At 33.2% G+C, this 20,788-nt stretch carries 16 protein-coding genes; 13 read left to right on the top strand and 3 right to left on the bottom strand.

The features are described 5' to 3' along the window. The first annotated feature begins 85 nt into the window (after window positions 1–85). The 4 genes from J2S19_RS12705 (at window position 86) to J2S19_RS12720 (ending at window position 9,352) form a co-directional block, all read left to right on the top strand. Window positions 86–973 carry a glycosyltransferase family 2 protein gene (locus tag J2S19_RS12705; RefSeq protein ID WP_307342360.1) on the top strand — a complete coding sequence of 296 codons (888 nt, stop codon included), beginning with the start codon at window positions 86–88 and terminating at the stop codon, window positions 971–973. Window positions 974–1,012: 39 nt separating this feature from the next. Next, window positions 1,013–2,455: a flippase gene (locus J2S19_RS12710; protein ID WP_307342361.1), complete on the top strand. Its 1,443-nt coding sequence runs from the start codon at window positions 1,013–1,015 to the stop codon at window positions 2,453–2,455. Between the two features lie 119 nt (window positions 2,456–2,574). Then, complete coding sequence (gene galU, locus J2S19_RS12715; RefSeq protein WP_307342364.1) at window positions 2,575–3,456, top strand: UTP--glucose-1-phosphate uridylyltransferase GalU; 882 nt, start codon at window positions 2,575–2,577, stop codon at window positions 3,454–3,456. Window positions 3,457–3,679: 223 nt separating this feature from the next. After that, on the top strand, window positions 3,680–9,352 hold the full coding sequence (locus J2S19_RS12720) for a PA14 domain-containing protein (protein WP_307342367.1): 5,673 nt from the start codon (window positions 3,680–3,682) through the stop codon (window positions 9,350–9,352). A 147-nt stretch (window positions 9,353–9,499) separates the two neighbouring features. Here the strand turns inward: J2S19_RS12720 and J2S19_RS12725 are convergent, their stop codons facing one another. Next, entirely contained in the window at window positions 9,500–10,486 is a 987-nt protein-coding gene (locus tag J2S19_RS12725; RefSeq protein ID WP_307342370.1) for an LCP family glycopolymer transferase, read from the bottom strand. A gap of 313 nt (window positions 10,487–10,799) precedes the next feature. Between J2S19_RS12725 and J2S19_RS12730 the strand changes: the two genes are divergently transcribed. The 8 genes from J2S19_RS12730 to rfbD all read left to right on the top strand — a co-directional run bounded on the left by J2S19_RS12730 (window position 10,800) and on the right by rfbD (window position 17,997). Beyond that, complete coding sequence (locus J2S19_RS12730) at window positions 10,800–11,585, top strand: glycosyltransferase (RefSeq protein WP_307342372.1); 786 nt, start codon at window positions 10,800–10,802, stop codon at window positions 11,583–11,585. Between the two features lie 54 nt (window positions 11,586–11,639). Then, the gene (locus tag J2S19_RS12735) at window positions 11,640–13,040 is read left to right on the top strand and encodes a hypothetical protein (protein WP_307342374.1); all 1,401 of its coding nucleotides are present in this window, start codon (window positions 11,640–11,642) and stop codon (window positions 13,038–13,040) included. Beyond that, window positions 13,037–13,870 carry a glycosyltransferase gene (locus J2S19_RS12740; protein ID WP_307342376.1) on the top strand — a complete coding sequence of 278 codons (834 nt, stop codon included), beginning with the start codon at window positions 13,037–13,039 and terminating at the stop codon, window positions 13,868–13,870. Before J2S19_RS12735 ends, J2S19_RS12740 begins: the two co-directional genes overlap by 4 nt. A 13-nt stretch (window positions 13,871–13,883) precedes the next feature. Further along, on the top strand, window positions 13,884–14,585 hold the full coding sequence (locus J2S19_RS12745) for a glycosyltransferase family 2 protein (protein WP_307342380.1): 702 nt from the start codon (window positions 13,884–13,886) through the stop codon (window positions 14,583–14,585). Window positions 14,586–14,683: 98 nt separating this feature from the next. After that, the gene (rfbA, locus tag J2S19_RS12750) at window positions 14,684–15,556 is read left to right on the top strand and encodes a glucose-1-phosphate thymidylyltransferase RfbA (protein ID WP_307342383.1); all 873 of its coding nucleotides are present in this window, start codon (window positions 14,684–14,686) and stop codon (window positions 15,554–15,556) included. A 14-nt stretch (window positions 15,557–15,570) separates the two neighbouring features. Continuing rightward, complete coding sequence (gene rfbC / locus J2S19_RS12755) at window positions 15,571–16,125, top strand: dTDP-4-dehydrorhamnose 3,5-epimerase (protein ID WP_307342387.1); 555 nt, start codon at window positions 15,571–15,573, stop codon at window positions 16,123–16,125. A 13-nt stretch (window positions 16,126–16,138) separates the two neighbouring features. Further along, entirely contained in the window at window positions 16,139–17,164 is a 1,026-nt protein-coding gene (rfbB, locus tag J2S19_RS12760; protein WP_307342390.1) for a dTDP-glucose 4,6-dehydratase, read from the top strand. After that, window positions 17,161–17,997: a dTDP-4-dehydrorhamnose reductase gene (gene rfbD, locus J2S19_RS12765; protein WP_307342393.1), complete on the top strand. Its 837-nt coding sequence runs from the start codon at window positions 17,161–17,163 to the stop codon at window positions 17,995–17,997. Before rfbB ends, rfbD begins: the two co-directional genes overlap by 4 nt. 311 nt (window positions 17,998–18,308) lie before the next feature. Here rfbD and J2S19_RS12770 read toward each other — a convergent pair whose 3' ends face one another. Further along, window positions 18,309–18,551 (bottom strand): hypothetical protein, encoded by a 243-nt coding sequence (locus tag J2S19_RS12770; RefSeq protein WP_307342397.1) that lies wholly within the window; start codon window positions 18,549–18,551, stop codon window positions 18,309–18,311. Between the two features lie 290 nt (window positions 18,552–18,841). Between J2S19_RS12770 and J2S19_RS12775 the strand changes: the two genes are divergently transcribed. Next, complete coding sequence (locus J2S19_RS12775) at window positions 18,842–19,936, top strand: glycosyltransferase family 4 protein (RefSeq protein WP_307342400.1); 1,095 nt, start codon at window positions 18,842–18,844, stop codon at window positions 19,934–19,936. Window positions 19,937–20,056: 120 nt separating this feature from the next. Here the strand turns inward: J2S19_RS12775 and J2S19_RS12780 are convergent, their stop codons facing one another. Beyond that, a complete protein-coding gene (locus J2S19_RS12780) occupies window positions 20,057–20,698 on the bottom strand; it encodes a YigZ family protein (RefSeq protein WP_307342403.1) in 642 nt (213 codons plus the stop codon). Between the last annotated feature and the right edge of the window lie 90 nt (window positions 20,699–20,788).

The raw sequence follows: 20,788 nt of genomic DNA on the forward strand, positions 1-20,788 counted from the left end.
GTATTTAACCAAATGTCATTATTTGAAAAGTATCATATTTATTAATGTTTCCTTTGAAAAAAACTTCAGTTAGGGAGAGTATGCAATGGATAAGGTAGATATTCTGCTGCCAATATATAATTCATATGAAGAAACGAAAAACTGTATTGAAAGTATATTGGCACATACTTCAGAAAACAGTTATAACCTATTTTTATTAGATGATAAAAGTCCGGATGTAAGAATTGAGCAGTTAACAAAAGAGTATTCGAAGCTACATGCTAATATATTTGCTGTTAGAAATGAAACTAATCTTGGGTTTCCTGGTAATGTCAATAACGGCTTTAAAATAAGCGAAAATGATGTGATTGTGTTAAATAGTGATACATTAGTTTCACCGGGTTGGTTGGAAGGCTTATGGACAATAGCTAATAGCGATGAAAGAATTGCTGCAGTTAATCCTATGAGTAATTATGGTATTATCTCGGGTTTACCAACAGCTAACTCAGAAATTAACAGTCTTTTCACTTTTGAAGAGATTTACAAATTGTACATAAAGTATAGTAGTGTACAAAGGTCTGTTGAAAGTCCGTTATTAATTGGTTATTGTATGTATATGAAGCGATCAGCATTAAATTCTGTAGGCTTATTTGATTCTGAAACTTTCAAAAGAGGTTATGGGGAAGAATCCGACTGGTGTATGCGTGCTAGAAAACAGGGTTTGAAATTAGTAGTAGCTACTAATGCGTATGTTCATCACATTGGTGGTGTTTCATTTGGTGCTGAAAAAGAAAAGCTAAGAAGTACATCCAGGGAAATTCTTTTAAAAAGGTACCCTAACATTGACTTTGAATTAGAACAATTTGTAAAAAATAATTATTTTAAAGATATGAGAAAAGGAATTATTAAGGAACTTGGGTTTGTTAAAAGGAAAACAACCGTACCACTAAAACTGAAAATGATAAAACATTATTTTCTAAATCTTAAAGGATAATATGTAAAAGAAAATAAAATAAAGGTTTGAAAAAAATCAATGAAGAAACTAATTTCAAATTATCTATATACTGTATTGTATCAGCTATTATTAATGCTCACACCCTTTATTACTACTCCATATGTTGCTAGGGTTTTAAAAGCTGAAGGTGTAGGGATAGATGCCTATGTATTATCTATTGTACAGTTATTTATCGTTTTTATCGTATTAGGTATTCCTTTATACGGAAGTAGACAGATAGCTGTTAAAAATAATAAGGAAGAAACATCGAAGGAATTTTGGTCGATTTTTTCATTTCAGGCGATTATTTCGCTTTTGAATATAGTCGTGTTCTTACTATTTATCCTATTACTAGATAATTATACAAACTTATTTTACATACACTTTTTAACACTTCTAGCATACAGCTTTGATATTTCATGGTTTTTTATAGGTAAAGAACAAATTAAGAAAATCTCTATAAGAAATATGATCGTGAAAGTTTTGGGGATTATTTTAATTTTTTCTTTTGTGAAAGATGCGGATGATTTACCCTTATATGTCCTGATTAACGGTGGGACCCTATTTTTTGGCCAACTTATTATGTGGATCCCTTTATTAAAAGAAGTGAAACTTGTAAAAATAAGTTTTGATGATATGAAAAAACATGTTAGTCCAATAATGGTGTTGTTTATACCACAGCTTCTCATACAAGTTTATGTATTGGTTAACCGAATTATATTAGGGAATATCGCTGGAGAAATTGAAGTCGGCTATTATAATCAAGCAAATAAAGTAATAAAAATTGCATTAGGGGTAATTAGTTCAATTGGTACAGTGTTATTACCAAGAATGGCGTCAGAATTTTCTAAAGGGAATCAGGATATGGTTAAAAAGTATACAACATATACTCTTCAATTCGTATTAATGATTACCTTACCTATGACACTCGGTATGATGGCAATAGCACCAAACTTTGTAGTTTGGTTTTTAGGTGATGAATTTTTAGATGTATCGACTATTTTGATATTAATGAGTCCGGTGATTTTTTTTGTGGGGCTAGCAAATGTTTTTGGTATTCAAGTATTAGTGTCAACGAATCAACAAAAAAAGTACTCATTATCTATAACAATTGGCGCTTTATTAAGTCTAATTATAAACTATTTATTAGTATCTAAATATGGTAGTATTGCGACAACAATTGCATTGTTAATTGCTGAAGCAACTGGTGCTCTAATCCAAATGTATTTTGCAAGATCTTATTTTATATTCAGAGAATTTATTACGTTGTTTATAAAGTACTTCATTCTAAGTGGATTTGTTTATGTTTCTGCAAGTACAATCGGAGAATTTGTTGAGATAACACCGGTTTTATTAACACTGCTACAAGTCTTTGTAGGAGCGATGATATACCTACTAGGTTTATTTGTTATTAGAGATACATTAGTATTAAAATTAATAGGGTCAATTCAACATAAAATAAGAAAAAAAGTAAATGAATAATAACATTATGTATTGTTGGAACAGTATTTTATAAGTATTAAGTTATTTTGACAGGTTATTGCTGAGTAGATAGGCTCTGTAGGAATCGAGATTTCTTATTATTGAAAGAGGTGCTTATTTTGAAAATAAAAAAAGCTATTATTCCAGCTGCTGGTTTAGGTACTAGGTTCTTACCAGCCACAAAAGCGCAACCGAAAGAAATGTTACCTATTGTTGATAAGCCAACTATTCAATATATTGTAGAAGAAGCTGTCGAATCTGGAATAGAGGATATCATTATTGTAAGTGGACGCGGGAAAAGAGCAATAGAAGACCATTTTGATAAATCATACGAACTCGAGGAAACTTTGGAAAAAAAGGGAAAGTTAGATGTTCTAGAGGAGATGCGTTCAATTTCTAATATGGCAAATATTCATTATATTCGCCAGAAAGAACCGAAGGGACTTGGACATGCTATATATTGTGCAAGAAGATTTATAGGCAACGAGCCATTTGCTGTAATGCTAGGTGATGACATCGTCCAAAATGAAAGTGAACCATGTCTAAAGCAGTTGATAAATATGTATAATAAATATTCCTGCTCGGTTGTAGGTGTACAAAAGGTTCCAAATGAAGACGTGTCAAAGTATGGAATTATCGGATTGGATTCAGAGAGCAGTGATGATCGTTCTTTTTATATAAATACGCTTGTTGAAAAACCTAGCCTTGAAGTTGCTCCATCAAATTATGCTGTCATGGGCCGGTATATTCTGGAACCCGAAATCTTTAGTATACTTGAAAATCAATCGCCTGGTGCGGGCGACGAAATTCAATTGACTGATGCTCTAAGAACATTAAATGAATCTAGACAAGTTATAGGTTATCATTTTGAGGGAAAAAGATACGATGTTGGTGATAAGCTTGGTTTTATAAAAGCACAACTAGACTTTGCACTTGATAGAAAAGACTTAAGAGAGAACTTAATAGAATATATTAAAGAAATCCATAATTCTTATAATTAAGATATAAAAGAAAAGTCACACCTGTAATTACTAGGTGTGACTTTTCTTTTTGTTCAGATAATATAAATATTGAAATTTCATGCATATTTTGAGTATAATTTCCTAAAAAGAGGATAATGAAAATGTCTAAATTTGTGTTATTATGTAGAAGTAGATATATTTTAATATATCGATTTAACTATAAATTAATAATCTAGTATATTAGAAGGGTGTGATTCATAGTTTGTACAAAAACCTTATAAAATATGTCAGTATGTTTCTACTACTCGTAAGTTTCATGTTTTTATCATCAAATGGAACTGTGAAAGCTAATACTGACAGGTCTATATATCAACCATCGCCAAAAAAAGAAGTCGAGTATAATTGGGGAAATAGTGGCCCGCCTGGGATGCCTGTTGATAATTTTGAAGCGATATTTGACCAATCAGGGTCCTATAGTGGAGATTATTTTGTTCAGACACATGCAGACGATGGGATTAGGGTAGAAGCAGATGGAAAGTTACTAATTGATCGTTGGAGCAAGTATACTGGATCGATAGATAAGGCATTGTGGTTAAATGTACCTAAAAAAAATCATGCAGTTAAAACTCATTACTTTGAGGGTGGGTATGGAGCTGCTGTTTTTTCGCATGTCGTTCCATTAGATTCATGGCTTGCCTACTATTATCCGAATCAATCATTATCAGGTATGCCAACATCAGCAAAAGTTATCTCACCAGTTGGAAGTTTTAAAAAGCTGTATGAAGATCATGGAACTAAAAGTCCCGGTTCAGGTATACCCACAGACCATTTTTCAGCTCGATATACAACTGCGAAGAAAATAAATGCTGGGGAATACATTGTAAGGGTTAAAGCTGATGATGGAGCACGTGTATATATAGATGGGAAATTAGTAATAGACCAGTGGAAAAATGGAGGTTATAGAGAAACTGCTACGAAACTGGCAATTTCAGACCAAAAAAATGCTCCAGCAGAAGAAAAGGATATTCATTGGATAGAAGTACAATATTATGATTATACAAGTGCAGGTAAAGTAGAATTTTCACTAGAACCAGTTGAGAAGGCCACTGAAAATACATGGCTAGGTGAATTTTACTCAAACAGCAACTTTGAGGGAAATCCAATAATTGTTGGTGGGGCCAATGCTTTATCAAAGGTGCATAATATTCAATATAATTGGGGGAATGGTTCTCCATTATCTAGTGTACCAACTGACTATTTTACAGCTAGGTTTACGAAAGTGGAAAACTTTGAAGAGGGGACCTATCTCTTCAATGCCCTCGCTGACGATGGTGTTCGCGTATATATTGATAATAAGTTAGTGCTAGATGCATGGCCTAATAGTGATTATAAGGATAAGAAAACAGCAATTGATATTTCTAAAGGTAAACATGAAATAGTAGTTGAATACTATGAGAAAACGTATGCAGCTTATTTAACTTTTAATTATACTAAAATGGCTGAAAGAAAAACAGAAAAGGTAAAGAATGTTCAGTATAACTGGGGAAATGGTAGTCCCTCAGGAATGCCAGTTGATAACTTTACAGCAAAGTTTGACCAGTCTGGGACGTATAGCGGAGATTACTTTATTCAGTCATTTGCAGACGATGGTATTAAGGTAGAAGCAGACGGAAAGTTCTTAATTGACAGATGGGGAAAATATGCGGGCTCGGTGGACCGTGCTTTATGGCTTGATGTTAGCAAAGGTACACATAATGTAAAGACGCATTATTTTGAAGGTGGATATGGTGCAGGTGTTTTCTCGCATATCGTACCACTAGACACCTGGCTTGCATATTACTATCCAAATCAGTCACTGTCAGGAATGCCAGTAGCAGCAAAAGTATTAACCTCTGATAAAGATTCACATAGACTTTATGAAGACCACGGTACAAAGAGCCCTAGTGCGGGTGTACCAGCAGACCGATTCTCTGCTAAATATACTACAGCAAAGCGTGTAAAAGCTGGAGAATATATTGCTAGAATAAAAGCAGATGATGGAGCACGTGTATATGTAGATGGAAAGCTAGTGATTGATCAGTGGAGCAACGGTGGGTATAGAGAAAAGGCTATTAAGTTATCAATTTCTGATAATAAAAATGTACAAGCTAATGAAAAAGATATTCACTGGATAGAAGTACAATACTATGATTATATTAGTGCAGGAAAAGTAGACTTTTCCTTGGAACCAGTCAAAGAAGCCACAGAAGCCACATGGTTAGGTGAGTATTATCCTAGCAATAATTTTAAGGGGACACCAGCGATAGTTGGTGGAACGAATGCTTTAACAAAGGTGGACAATATTCACTTTAATTGGGGAAATGGTTCACCATTATCCGGGATACCAACGGACCACTTTTCTGCTAGGTTTACGAAAGAAGATATCTTTGAAGAGGGAACTTATCTTTTCAATGTTCTTGCAGATGATGGAGTTCGTGTATACCTTGATGATAAAATAGTGCTGGATGCATGGCCTAATAGTGACTATAAGGATAAGAAAACAGCAGTAGATATTTCACAGGGAAGACATAAAATTGTAGTAGAATATTATGAAAAGACATATGGGGCCTATTTAACATTTAACTATACAAAAATGTCCGAAAGACAAATTGAGAAGGTAAAAAATGTTGAATACAACTGGGGGAATAGTGGTCCTTTGGGGATGCCTACAGACAACTTTACTGCATTATTTGACCAATCTGGCACATATAATGGTGATTACTTCATTCAATCGTTTGCGGATGACGGTATTAAGGTAGAAGCAGATGGCAAGCTTCTTATTGACAGATGGGGTAAATATACTGGATCTGTTGATCGAGCCTTGTGGCTTGGAGTAAGTAATGAAAACCATACAGTTAAAACTCATTACTTTGAGGGAGGATATGGTGCAGGAGTATTTTCTCATGTCGTTCCTCTTAACTCATGGCTTGCATATTATTACCCTAATAAGACATTAGAAGGAATGCCGACAAAGGCAAAAGTGATACAACCAAGTATAGACAATCAGAAATTAGTAGATGACATAGGGAATGCAAGTCCTGGAACTGGGGTGCCAACTGATAACTTCTCAACTCTCTATAGCTCTGCACAAAGATTAAAAGCGGGCGACTATGTATTAAGAGGGCTTGCAGATGACGGTATTCGTGTTTATGTTGATGGAGAACTTGTCATAGACCGTTGGACAAACTCGGCGGAAGCTAAAGAAGATGCTGTCAAAGTTAAAGTTGCAGACTTGAACGGTGCACCGAGCGGACAAAAAGATATTCATTGGATTGAAGTTGAACACTATGACAATACAGGTGCTAGCAAACTAGAATTTTCTATACAACCTTTTGAGGATGAGAAGGTGAATACTTGGATTGCGGAGTTTTATCCAAATGATAGCTTTACAGGTACTCCTTATGTAATTGGTGGGAAGAGTAGTACACAAACTAGTCTTACAAATATTAATTTTGATTGGGGAAATGGCACACCACATCTAAAAATACCTAAAGATAATTTCACTGCGAAATTTACTAAAACTGTAAACTTAGAAACAGGAACATACATCTTTAGTGCAAATGGTGATGATGGAGTACGTGTTTACCTGGATAATAAGGTAGTATTAAATGCATGGCCTAATACAGATTCTAATGGAAAAAAAGAAGCAGTATTTGTAAGCGGTGGTGAGCATACAATTGTTGTAGATTATTTTGAAAAGACCTCTTCTGCCTATTTAGCTTTTGACTATAAAAAGATAAGGTCAAATAAAGTATTCTATCAATATGCAAAAGAAATTCAATATAATTGGGGGTCTGGGGGCCCTGCCAACTTCCCTGCTGATGGTTTTGAAGCAGTTTTTGACCAATCTCAATTTTTATCAGGAGACTACTTTATACAGACATTTGCGGATGGTAGAGTATCGATGGATATTGATGGTCAGGAAGTTATTAATCGAACAACTGATTCAAATGGACAATTAGACCAAGTTTTATTATTGGGTAAACCAACAGGGAATCATGAGATTGAAACAACTTATTATGAAGAAAAGGGCAATGCTATGATTTTCTCTAACATAGAACTCTTGGATACATGGATTGCCTATTATTATCCTAATAAAACATTAACGGGGCAGCCAGTAGCATCAAAATCGATTGCTCCAGTTGGGAACTATAAAGCGTTAGTAGAGAATAATGGTACAGAAAGCCCTGTAGTTGGTAAAGTGCCAACTGATAATTTCTCTGCTGTTTATCGTACAGCGAAGAGATTAGCTGCGGGTGACTATATATTACGTGCGAAGTCAGATGATGGTATAAGAGTTTATGTAGACGGTAAACCAGTGCTAGACAGGTGGGTTGATGGAACTGGTGAAGAAACTGCAATTTCTCTAACTATTGAGGATAGGAATGTAAATAAACCGAATGAAAAGAATATCCATTGGATAGAGGTCCATTATTATGATGGAACTGGTGCAAGTAATGTAGACATTGAGTTCCAACCGATTGAAGATGTTTATAATACTGACCATTGGGTTGGTTTTATTTATCCAACTAAGGAATTGACCGGTAATCCAGTTATTTTAGGTGGTAATGGTTCTGAACTTGAAATAAAAGATCTTAATTTTACATGGGGGTATAATAGCCCACATAAATTAATTCCATTAGATAATTTCTCAGCAAGATATGTTAAAAAGACACATTTCGATGCAGGTAATTATCAAATAAAGACAGTATCAGATGATGGTATTAGAGTATATGTGGACGGAATTAAAAAAATTGATTCATGGATTGACGGTGGTAATAATTTACAAGAAGCGGTGTTTTCACTTAGTGAAGGGGTTCATGAAGTAGTAGTTGAGTACTATGATAATACGTCAAGTGCACAATTAAATGTGGATATCATCTCGTTAACTACTCATGGTTCGAAAGTGGTTACTTCAATTAGGCTTCCAGTCTATCGAAGCTTTGATGAATTATCGAATTATGCTTTGCATATACCAATGTATAACCCTTCTTATACAAGGTTATTCGAACTGCATTACGGAGACAATGTTACAGTAGTTGATGAATATTTATATGCATCAAAAGTTAGAACTGAAGATGGAAAACAAGGGTGGGTTCATAAAGATTATTTAGAAAATAGTGTCCTAGATGATAGTTGGATTGTTAAAGAAGGACGAGTTCTAAGGGGGACGCCTTCTGCTTCCGGCGCAAATCTTGGCTCATTACCGTCTGGTGCTAAAGTGTCGCTTTTAGAACATGTTACAACAATTGATAAGACCTATTCCGAATGGTATAAAGTCATTACAGATACAGGAAAAGTGGGTTGGATTTGGGGAGCGAGTAACCCTGGTGGAAATGAAGGATATAATGTCATTAAATATGAGTTTGAAAAAGCAAATAAAGTAACAAACCAAGTAGGAGTATTTACTCCGTTATATTCCAAGGCAAATGTTACAGCTGACCAAATTAATCGTTTCATAAGTCTGAAAACGAACGGTGAGAAAACAGTGATGACTAATATGGGATATGCATATTTGAAGGCTCAAGAACAAACAGGAGTAAATGCAATTTATCTACTAGCTCATTCAGGACTTGAAACTGGATGGGGGAAATCTGCAATTGTGAATACGAAATATAATTTTTATGGCATAGGAGCAATTGATTCTAAACCTGCTGAAGGTGCGTATGATTTCAACACACCAGAGGGAGGAATTATCGCAGGAGCTTCATGGATTAAACGTAATTACATTGACCGATCTTGGGATACGAATACAACATTCCCATATTCTAGTAAACCAACTCTTGATAATATGAGAAATGACAATAGTTGGCATCAATATGCGACAGATGAAGCTTGGGCAGTTAAAATTGCATATTTTTCAAACCAATTTTACCAATTTATTGGTGGGAAATAATTGAACTAAAATAAAAGCTGTAGCAAAACCATAAGGTTTTGCTACAGCTTTTATTGCTTTATCCATTGTCATCTATTTTGAATAAGAGCCCTTATTTCTCATACTATTAACAATAAAAAACAACATCCGATCTCGGATGTTGTTTTTTTAATAATTACTTATATTAATTTCATCAACGGAATCAGCACTTAAACCCAAATGTGTTCTTAACTCATCAGATAAAGTTTGTCTAACTTCGTCTTCAACTAAAAAGTACCAGATACCATCATTTAGACGTTTTCCTTCACCTTCAATTTCAAGTTTCTTAATCGTTTTAGCAGCTGACTTATATTCCATTTGTATACCAATTATCTCATTAAGTGTCAAATTAGTTTTTATGTTATCTTCTAAAGCATCCAAAATATCGTCGTAATTTGTAAGAGTTGATAGGGAAGCACCCTTATCAATTACTTTAGAAATTACTTCGCGTTGCCTTTCTTGTCTTCCGAAGTCACCAAGAGGGTCCTCATTTCTCATTCTAGCATATTGTAATGCTTCTTCACCGTCTAAATGATGCTTACCTTCTGAGAGATACGTACCATCTAATTCGAATTCATGTTTGTTATCAACGTCAATACCACCCACCGCATCGACGATATCCCTAAATCCTTCCATGTTTACCTCTGCGTAATAGTCAATGGGAATGTTTAAGAAATGTTCTATTGATCGTATTGTCATTTCTATCCCACCAAATGCATAGGCATGATTCATTTTATCGATTTCAATATCTCCATCTTCATCGATAAGCTCTGTCCGTGTATCACGAGGTATACTAACAATATTTGTTGATTTGGTATCAGGGTTTATAGTTAGAACTAACATTGAATCTGTTCGACCAGAATCACCTTCACGTTCATCGATACCAACGACTAAAATTGATAATGGATCTTGTAAATCGAATTGTACCTTTTCTTCTCTTTTTTCTGATTTTTCTCTATCTAAAGATTTATGCATTTTATCAACAGCATTTGCGATATCATTATATACATTGACTCCGTATATACCTCCGCCTATTAGTAACAGAACAAATAGCAATAAAATAATGCGCAAAATTCGTCTTTTTTTGTTCTTTTTTCTATTTAATCGATTATTCATTTATTATCCCTACTTTATTGTAGTTTCTTTTATAATCCCTTGACTATCATATCAAAGATTATAGTTTTAAACCATGATATTTTCAAGGCATTTATTATAATGACCTTAATAGTACATGAATTATTATACGAATTTTCGAGGAGAGGTTAGTCAATTACGTATAGAATGGAAAGATAATGACAATGGGTACAAAAGTATGATGGAAGGTGTTATAATTTGTCTTTGGGGATAAAAATGTCGAATTATACTATAAAGAATGTCAAATAATAATATTACGTCAGATTGTTATGACAAATGAAAGTGTGGGAAAATAGTGGGAATTGTGAAGGTAGCTATAAGTATCGTTACATATAACAGTAAGCATATTTTTAATGTACTTGAACATTTAAAAAAGGAATTTGCAAACGATAATCAATTTAGATTTCTCATTTTTGATAATAACTCAACTAGTGAATATAAAGAACGATTAAGTGAATACAAGGATTTTGCAAAAATTACTTTTCATCATGAAAATAATGGTTTTGGTTTTGGACATAATTATAATTTATTACAAGCTGAAGAAGATTTCTTTCTTATTTTTAATCCTGATGTAATATTGCTGAAAAATGACCTTATAACTATGTTAGCACAGTTTGAAAAGGATAACACTATCTCAATGTTAGTACCTAAGGTTATTAATGAGGACGGGTCTACGCAATATTTGATAAGAGACCGTGTAACTGTTTTTGATTATGCATTACGATTTATTCCATTTCAATTTGTTAAGAGAATATTTGATAAACGATTAGCATCGTATGAATGTCGAGATTTGCCGGATGACCAAAATGTTGATATACGTATTGGTTCAGGCTGCTTTATGTTAATGAAGGGAGAAGTCTTTAAAGAAATTAAAGGTTTTGACGAGCGTTATTTCATGTACTTTGAAGACTATGATTTATGCCTGGAATTAGAAAAACGAAAAAAACGAATTGTTTATACACCATTCACAAAGATTATTCACTATTATGAAAGAGGAGCTCATAAAAACTCAAAACTATTTAAGATATTTATGAAATCAATGTATAAATTTTTTAATAAATGGGGTTGGCGCTTTTTTTAAGATTGGATAGATGTAAAGTTAGTTTTGTTTATTTAAGTAGGGGAGAGGATTGGTTTGAATAAATTCGAGAAAATTTTACTTACTATATTCTTCATCGAGGTATTTGTTGGTGGTGGAGGGAGGCTAATTGACTTTGGGATTTTGTCAATTCGCCAAGTTATTTTCTTAATACTTCTAGTAACATACTGTATAAGAGTACTTAAAATGAAAGCATTCCTAGATAAAGAGGTAAATACATTTATAAGATTTAACCCTTTGACAATAGGGGTTTATTTATTAATAGGTTGGTTTGGAGTAAGTGCTGTTATCGGGTTAATAAATAATCATCCCATATCTATTATCGTAATGGATTTCTTTAGAGTATCTTACTTTTTAGTTTATTTTCCGCTTGCTTACTATATTTCAAAGGATAAATTTTCAATTAATCGTATTTTAGGAATTCTAAAGTATAGTGCTTTTGCTGTAGCTTTATTTACGATTGCTGTCTCATTGCTTGGTAAAACAGTGTTTAGTGCTAATTTTTCCGTTTTTTACGATTTCATGAATACTATTATGAACGACGATTTATTCTTTAGACCAAGTAACAGTGTCTTTTATAAAAGTCATCTTTTTGTTGTGATTGGTTTGGTATTATCTCTTAATGCTGTACTTAGCAAAAAACACTCTTGGATAGATATTGCAAATTTAGTATTTTGTTCTTTCTCAGCGATATTATCTGAAACAAGAGGCTTTTTATTAGCATTCATGATTAGTATCTTGATGATTATTATCATTGATACAAAGATAATAATTGACCCAGTAAAAGGGTTTATCGAGAAGTGTCAGACGTTATTTCGTACGAAACAATTTCTTAAAAAAATGGTTATATTAGTGTTTGTATTTATTTCTGTTCCGTTTTTATATGAGCATATGACATTAGACCGCTTTGAGGAAGAAGTGGTTGTTGAAGAAGAACCTGCGGATACGACGCTAGAGGAAGATGCAGGGAATGAGGAAGGAAATTCACCAAAAAAAGAGGTAAAGAAAGAAGTAAATGACATTAGCGTTAACGCTAGAATGAGTTTTATTTTAGCATCAAAAGAGATACTTCTAAGTGATGTAAAGAATTTAATTATTGGAACAGGATATGGTACAGAAATTGATGGAAGAGTGAATGGTATTGAAATGAGTTTCCTAGATATTTTAGTTGAACAGGGATTAATTGGATTCACATTTTGGCTATTTCTATTTTTGTTACCTTATTTCAATTATTATTCTATATTCAAACGTGGAGCAAAATTATCTGCGGTCGATATCTCATTAATGTCAGCATTTATGGGCTTGTTATTATTAACAAATATAAATCCTTTCATTAACAATCCGATAGGTATAAGCTTTTTCCTAATTGTATTAATTGTTTCTCAAGCCAAAAGGACTGAATTTATGAACAAATCCCGTAATGAGGTTAGACAATGAAAACAGCAGTCATTGTTTTATATAAAGTCAAAGTAAATGACAGCAAGACTATTCAATCATTAAGTAAAAGTTTGTTAACTCATAAAGATTTAAATAATAAAATTGAGTTCATTATTTATGATAATAGTCCAGAAAAACAAGAAATCGACCCTAATTTGTTTGGGGATTGTAAATTAATTTATGTCCATGATGAAAGAAATGAAGGAATAAGTACTGCCTACAATTATGCCTTAACTGTTGCTAACAATACTAAGAGTAAGTGGCTTCTCCTACTGGATCATGATACTAATCTAACTAACGATTATTTAGATATGATTATAGATTATAATGAAGCGGATAGGCATGTTGCTGCAATTGTTCCGACAATTTATTCAAGTGGGAAAAAAATATCCCCTGTCTTTTCTAATACTTTTAAACCATTACAAGATGAACAACCAGGTGTTGGAGTTCAATCCGATCCTGTTATGGCAATAAATTCCGGGTCATTGATAAAAGTTGATTTTTTAAACAAAATAAGTGGGTTTAACAGAGAATTCCCTCTTGATTACCTTGATCATTGGCTATTTTATGAAGTCTATAAATCAGGTTATTTTGTAAATGTGTTGAATGTAGAATTAGAACACGACTTATCTGTAATGGATTATAATAATGTATCATTTACCAGATATAGAAGCATCTTAGATTCAGAATATACATTTTATAAAAAGTATAAAAAGGAACTATATCCTGCATATAAAAAGCAATTAGTGAAGCGACTATTAAAGCAGTTTATTCTGGTGAAAAATAAAAAGATAGCACTTTATACGTTAAAGCAAATCTTATTGAGTTAAAGGGAGTAATAATATGAAGGTATCTGTTGTAATTGCTACCTATAATGGAGCGAACTATATTCAGAGGCAATTAGATACAGTTATTAAGCAATTGTCTGAAAATGACCAAATAATTATTGTGGATGATTGTTCTAAAGACGAAACAGTTTCGGTAGTGAAGGAAAATTATGGTGACGGAGTAGAAGTATATGTAAATGAGAAAAATTTAGGGGTCATAAAGAGCTTTGAAAAGGCTATTTTACTTGCAGGAGGAGATGTTATTTTCCTTTGTGACCAGGATGATGTTTGGGAAGGCAATAAAGTTGAACGCATGTTAAAAGCTTTCCAAGATGAAAATGCTTCTTTAGTTGTTCATGATGCTACAGTAGTAGACGGTAACCTTGAAACGTTGCATCCTTCATGGAATGAGTACAATGGAAATAAGAAAAAAGGTTTAATTGGCAATGTGATAAAAAACTCTTTCACTGGTTGTTGTATGGCTTTCAAAAAAGATTTAGTGTCAGAAGTAACTCCATTCCCAAACTCTATTGAAATGCATGACCAATGGATAGCGCTCGTTTGTTTAAAAAGGAAAAAGAAAATAGTCTATATTAATGAGCCTTTAATAAAGTATGTAAGGCATGGGGGCAATGTAACAGGCGTGAAAAAACGTTCACTATCTACAAAGATAAAGGGGAGATTAGGGACAATATCTGCTTTAACTCGAGATAAATAGGATGTAGTATATTTAAAGATTGATTGTCATTTTCAAAAAAACATGATTATAATAAGGATTGAAAAATATTAGCACTAATTAAAGAGGAGCTGATTTTCTTGAAAGGTATTATTTTAGCTGGGGGAAGTGGAACGAGACTTTACCCATTAACAAAAGTGGTATCCAAACAGTTATTACCTGTTTACGATAAACCGATGATTTATTATCCACTATCTGTCTTAATGTTAGCTGGTATTAAAGATATTCTAATTATTTCAACTCCACAGGATATATCACGTTTTGAACAAATTTTAGGTGATGGGTCAGATTTAGGAGTTAACTTTACTTATGAGGTACAACCTGAACCAGGTGGACTAGCCCAAGCATTTATAATCGGTGAGGATTTTATCGGTGATGATAATGTTGCACTTGTACTTGGAGATAATATTTTCTACGGGCATGGTTTAACAGAGTTATTACATAAGTCTGTCTCAAGAGACAAAGGGGCTACAGTGTTTGGTTACTATGTAAATGACCCTGAAAGGTTTGGGGTTGTTGAATTTAATCAAGATGGCAAAGCTATATCTATTGAAGAAAAACCAAATGAGCCAAAGTCTAGCTATGCAGTAACTGGCTTATATTTCTATGATAATCGTGTTGTTGAGATTGCGAAAAATATTGAACCATCAGATAGAGGAGAGCTTGAAATAACAGATGTAAATAAAAAGTATCTAGAAATGGGTGAACTTAATGTCGAGTTACTTGGCCGTGGTTTTGCATGGTTAGATACTGGTACACATGAATCGTTACTAGAGGCTTCACAATTTATTGAAACTGTTGAAAAAAGACAATCATTAAAAATTGCTTGTTTAGAAGAAATTGCATATAAAATGGGATACATATCTAGAGAGAAATTAATTGAGCTTGCAGAACCATTAAAGAAGAATCAATATGGACAATACCTTTTAAAGATAGCTAACCAAAATTTATAGGAGAGGGTGAGAGCATGAATATAATAAAAACTAAATTAGATGGTGTTCTAATTCTTGAGCCAAGTGTGTTTGGAGACAATCGTGGTTATTTTATGGAAAGTTATAATCAAGAATTATTTGAAAAGAATGGATTGAAGTATGACTTTGTTCAAGATAATCAATCCCTGTCTAGTCAAGTAGGGACTATTCGTGGACTACACTTTCAACTTAATCCAAAGGCACAAACAAAGGTAGTCAGATGCCTAACAGGTGCTATTTATGATGTAGCAGTGGATATTAGATCAGGTTCACCAACTTATGGAGAATGGGTTGGAGTAATATTATCTGAGCATAATAAGCGGCAGTTAGTAGTTCCAAAAGGGTTTGCACATGGATTTTGTACAATAGTTCCGGATACAACAGTTGCTTATAAGGTAGATGAATATTATTCTCCAGAACATGACGGTGGAATTTTATGGAACGATCCTGCATTGGGGATTGATTGGCCGACTAATAAAGCAGTTCTTTCTGAAAAGGATGCAAAACAACCAACTTTAGCTGAAGCAGAGCTTAATTTTATTTATCAATAATAGGAGGATTCAAATGAATATTTTAATTACAGGTGGCGCAGGGTTTATTGGAAGTAACTTTGTTCGTTACATGGTAAATAAATACCCAAATTATCAAATAACAAATTTAGACGCGTTAACATATGCAGGAAATTTAGAAAATTTAAAGGATGTTGAAGATTCTTCAAACTATGAATTTGTAAGAGGGGATATTGCAGACAGAGATTTTATTCAGAACCTCTTTGAGTCAAAAGAATTTGACTATGTAATTAATTTTGCGGCAGAATCACACGTTGATAGAAGTATCACACACCCGGACGTTTTTATTAAAGCGAATATTCAAGGAACTCAAGTACTATTAGATGCTGCGAAAAGTATTAATGTAAAAAAATATCTACAAATTTCAACTGATGAAGTATATGGAACATTAGGAGAAACGGGCTATTTTACAGAAGAAACACCTCTTGCACCAAACAGTCCATATAGTGCAAGTAAAGCAGGTGCGGATTTATTAGTACGTGCTTACCATGAAACATATAATTTACCAGTTAATATAACACGTTGTTCAAATAATTATGGACCATATCATTTTCCAGAAAAGCTTATACCATTAATAATCATTAATGCATTAGCTGACAAAGATCTGCCAGTATATGGTGATGGTTTAAATGTTCGTGATTGGCTGCATGTTGAAGACCATTGTCAAGCTATTGATTTAGTACTTCATAAAGGTGTTAATGGAGAAGTTTACAATGTAGGTGGAAATAATGAACGTACTAATATTGATATTGTTAAAACGATATTGAAACAATTAGGCAAACCAGAATCATTAATTAAATATGTAACAGATCGTCCAGGTCATGATAGACGCTATGCCATCGATGCGACCAAGCTTCGTAATGAACTGGGATGGAAACCTAAATATACATTTGAAACAGGTATTGAACAAACGATAAACTGGTATTTAGAAAATCAAGATTGGTGGAAAAATATTATATCAGGCGATTATCAAGAATATTTTGAGTCTCAATATGGTAAAAGATTAGAGGAAGAAAAATGATTGTTGTCGTTACAGGAGCAGCTGGACAATTAGGTCAAGACGTTGTCATAAACTTAGAGAAAAGTAACCATGTAGTTTATGGAGCAAATCGTGAAACTCTAGATATTACAAATGAGGATAATGTTAAACAATATATAGCTAATATTAAACCTGATGTTATCATTCACTGTGCTGCTTACACTAATGTTGATAAGGCAGAGGAAGAACCAGATGTTGCGTATGAGATTAATGCTCTAGGTTCTAAATATCTTGCTGAAGCAGCTAGTTCAGTTGGTGCTAAGATGTTATATGTGAGCACTGACTATGTATTTGATGGAAGTGCAAATGAACCGTACGAGGTTAACCATCCAACAAATCCACTAGGTGTTTATGGAAACACAAAGTTAGCGGGGGAAAAATTTGTTGCAGGCACTCTAGAGGAGCACTTTATTATACGTACTGCGTGGGTTTATGGCACTAAAGGAAATAACTTTGTTAAAACGATGATAAGGTTAGGTGCCGAACGAGGGCAGGTTGGTGTTGTAAGTGACCAAATAGGTTCACCTACATATACTGTCGATTTGGCTAATTTTCTTATTGAGTTAATGGTTACAGATAAATACGGGATATATCATGCAACTAATGGAGGAGAATGTTCATGGTACGACTTCGCAAAGGAAATTTTCAGACAAGCAGATTTACAAGTAATTGTGAACCCATTAACCACAGAACAGTTTCCACGTCCTGCTAAAAGACCAAGTTATTCTGTGCTAAGTAAACAAAGAATTGAATCAGAAGGATTAAAACCTTTGAGGCATTGGACTGAAGGTTTAACAGCGTATTTTAATGAATGATTTTATAAAACATTAAGTAAACCCCGTAGGTTGAACATCTACGGGGTTTTATTATTAATAAGAGATTTACAGGGAATAGATGATAATTGCGATATTATTTCAATATAGTTTTACTATAATATGCATTTAATACTTTCATTTTAAATTAGAAAATATATCTTCTGTATCTATTAAGTCATTAAGAGTAGTACTTGAGATTTTTATAATAGTCAATAACTTCAAAATATTAAAATTTTACGATGAAAATATTCACTAGAATGAGAGTTCGAAAAATTGTAACAATTAACAGGTGTATAAATTTTATATTGCATTTAATGATTAGGATTAGGTTTTGGTTCACTAATTTCTTCGATATTTGGTTTATCTATGTTTTTCCTATTTGTGCGCTGACCTATTTGGATATAAATGCATAATAGAAATATATAGATGAATAAAAAAACTGTCCAAATCATAGGGCTGAGAACGTAACTACTCTTGAATATAATTAGTAAAGCACCAGTTAAAAAGACAGCTCCGATATATATTAAAAGTCCATAATTAAATAACCATCTCACTTTGTTATACCTCCCTTATTACGAGAACTAAAAATATTACATACTCCCAAAGTATTAACAAAATGAACAAAATTAATGCAAATTTTCCATTAATATGTTGAAACTTTATATATATATAATCTGTCTAATAATATAAGATGAAGTACAAGGGTAACTTCATGTTACAAAAAACCATTTCAATAATATATTGGATTGTGCTATAATTTTATAGGATTTGTGATTTGTGGAATAATTAGTAACAACAGATTATTCATTAATCTAGGGAATCATATTTGGAGGTCTTTGGCTATATGTTACTGTTAACAATATTAATATGTTTTGTCTTATCCATACTATTAACACCTATTGTAAAAAAGTTAGCGTTCAAAATAGGTGCCACAGATAAGCCAAATCAAAGAAAAGTCCATCAAAAGATTATGCCTAGATTAGGTGGATTGGCCATTTTTTTAAGTTTTTTAGTTGGTGTAATTATTCATCAACCTCAGAAAAATTATGATTTACCTTTTATTCTTTTGGGGGAAAATGTCCATATACCAATTATCCTAGGTAGTTTAATTATTGTAATTACCGGTATTATTGATGATATGAAAGAAATTTCAGCGAAGTTTAAACTTTTTGGTCAAGTTGCAGCAGCCTCCATCGTGGTGATTCTTGGGGGAATAAATGTAGAGTTTATTAACTTGCCATTTGGTGGCGAAATAAACTTTGGGATATTTAGTATTCCTATTACAATCATATGGATTGTGGGGATAACAAACGCTATTAACTTAATCGATGGTTTAGATGGATTAGCTGCAGGCGTATCTACTATTGCTTTATTTTCCATAGCTGGTATGGCTTTATTGATGGGAAATCCATATGTCATGGTGATGGCGTTACTACTAGCCGTGTCTACACTAGGATTTTTAATCTTTAATTTCCACCCGGCTAAAATTTTCATGGGAGATACAGGTGCTTTATTTTTAGGCTTTATGATTTCTGTACTTTCATTATTAGGCTTTAAGAATGTTACATTTGTTTCTCTCATTATCCCGATTATCATTTTAGGTGTCCCAATCTCGGATACAATATTTGCTATTATAAGAAGGATTGTAAATAAACAACCTTTATCATCACCAGATAAGTCACATTTACATCATTGCTTAATACGAATTGGATATAGCCACAGACAATCAGTATTACTAATTTATGCAATGAGTGCAACATTTGGATTAGCAGCATTTATATTCTCTCAAGCAACTTTATGGGGATCGCTTATTATCCTGCTTACTTTAGTGATTGCAATAGAAGTGATTGTTGAAAAAGTTGGTTTAGTAAGAGATGATTATCGACCACTATTAAACCTTTTAAAGGGTAAAAAGCCAGTTGGCATTAGGAATAAGTGAAAAATAAATAAAAAATCCATAATAAACACAAAAAGATGACTTTTTTAAATAAAAAGTCATCTTTTTGTGTTTATCTAAATTTATTCAAGCAAACGTAAATGTAATTATAAGTTACTTAATTTACATTTTTGATAATTCAGTTTCGAGATATATGTTGTTGCCCTCAACACTCTCACACTGCCCATTCGTCATCTCCGTCATCCAGGCAGCAAACTCATCCTTTTTCTCTTCTTCTACATATACTTCCACTTCTACATCATTTAAATAATGAATTTCCTTTATTAAATATATGGAAGCTCTTAATTCATTTTCCACTTTCCCAAGCCACGTGTAGTCAATTTTCGTATGCATGACACGCATTAGCTTCCGTTCGACAATTCCTGTCGCGTTCAGCCCTTCTGAGACCGATTTGCCGTAAGCGCGTATTAAACCTCCTGTGCCAAGCTTAATTCCCCCGAAATAACGTGTCACGACAACAACTGTGTCTTTCAAGTCACGCTTTTTTAAAACTTCTAGCATCGGAACTCCGGCAGTGCCGCTTGGTTCGCCGTCGTCATTTGCTTTTTGGATTTGGTTGTTTTCACCAATTAAATATGCAGAGCAATTATGATTTGCATTAGAATGCTGTTTTTTTATTTTTTGAATGAACTCTTGAGCGGCTTCTTCGGTTGTGACGCGCTCGGTATAGCAAATAAAACGTGATTTTTGGATAATTAGTTCATGCTCTCCATAGCCTTTTACGGTATAATAATGTGAAAGCATGCTTGTACACCTCCTGACAAGCAAGCAAAAGTAAATAACACATTCTTATATTATAAAACGACATATTTCTTACTTCAATCGTTATTAGAA

The organism is Metabacillus malikii, assembly GCF_030813355.1.
Lineage (GTDB): Bacteria > Bacillota > Bacilli > Bacillales > Bacillaceae > Metabacillus > Metabacillus malikii.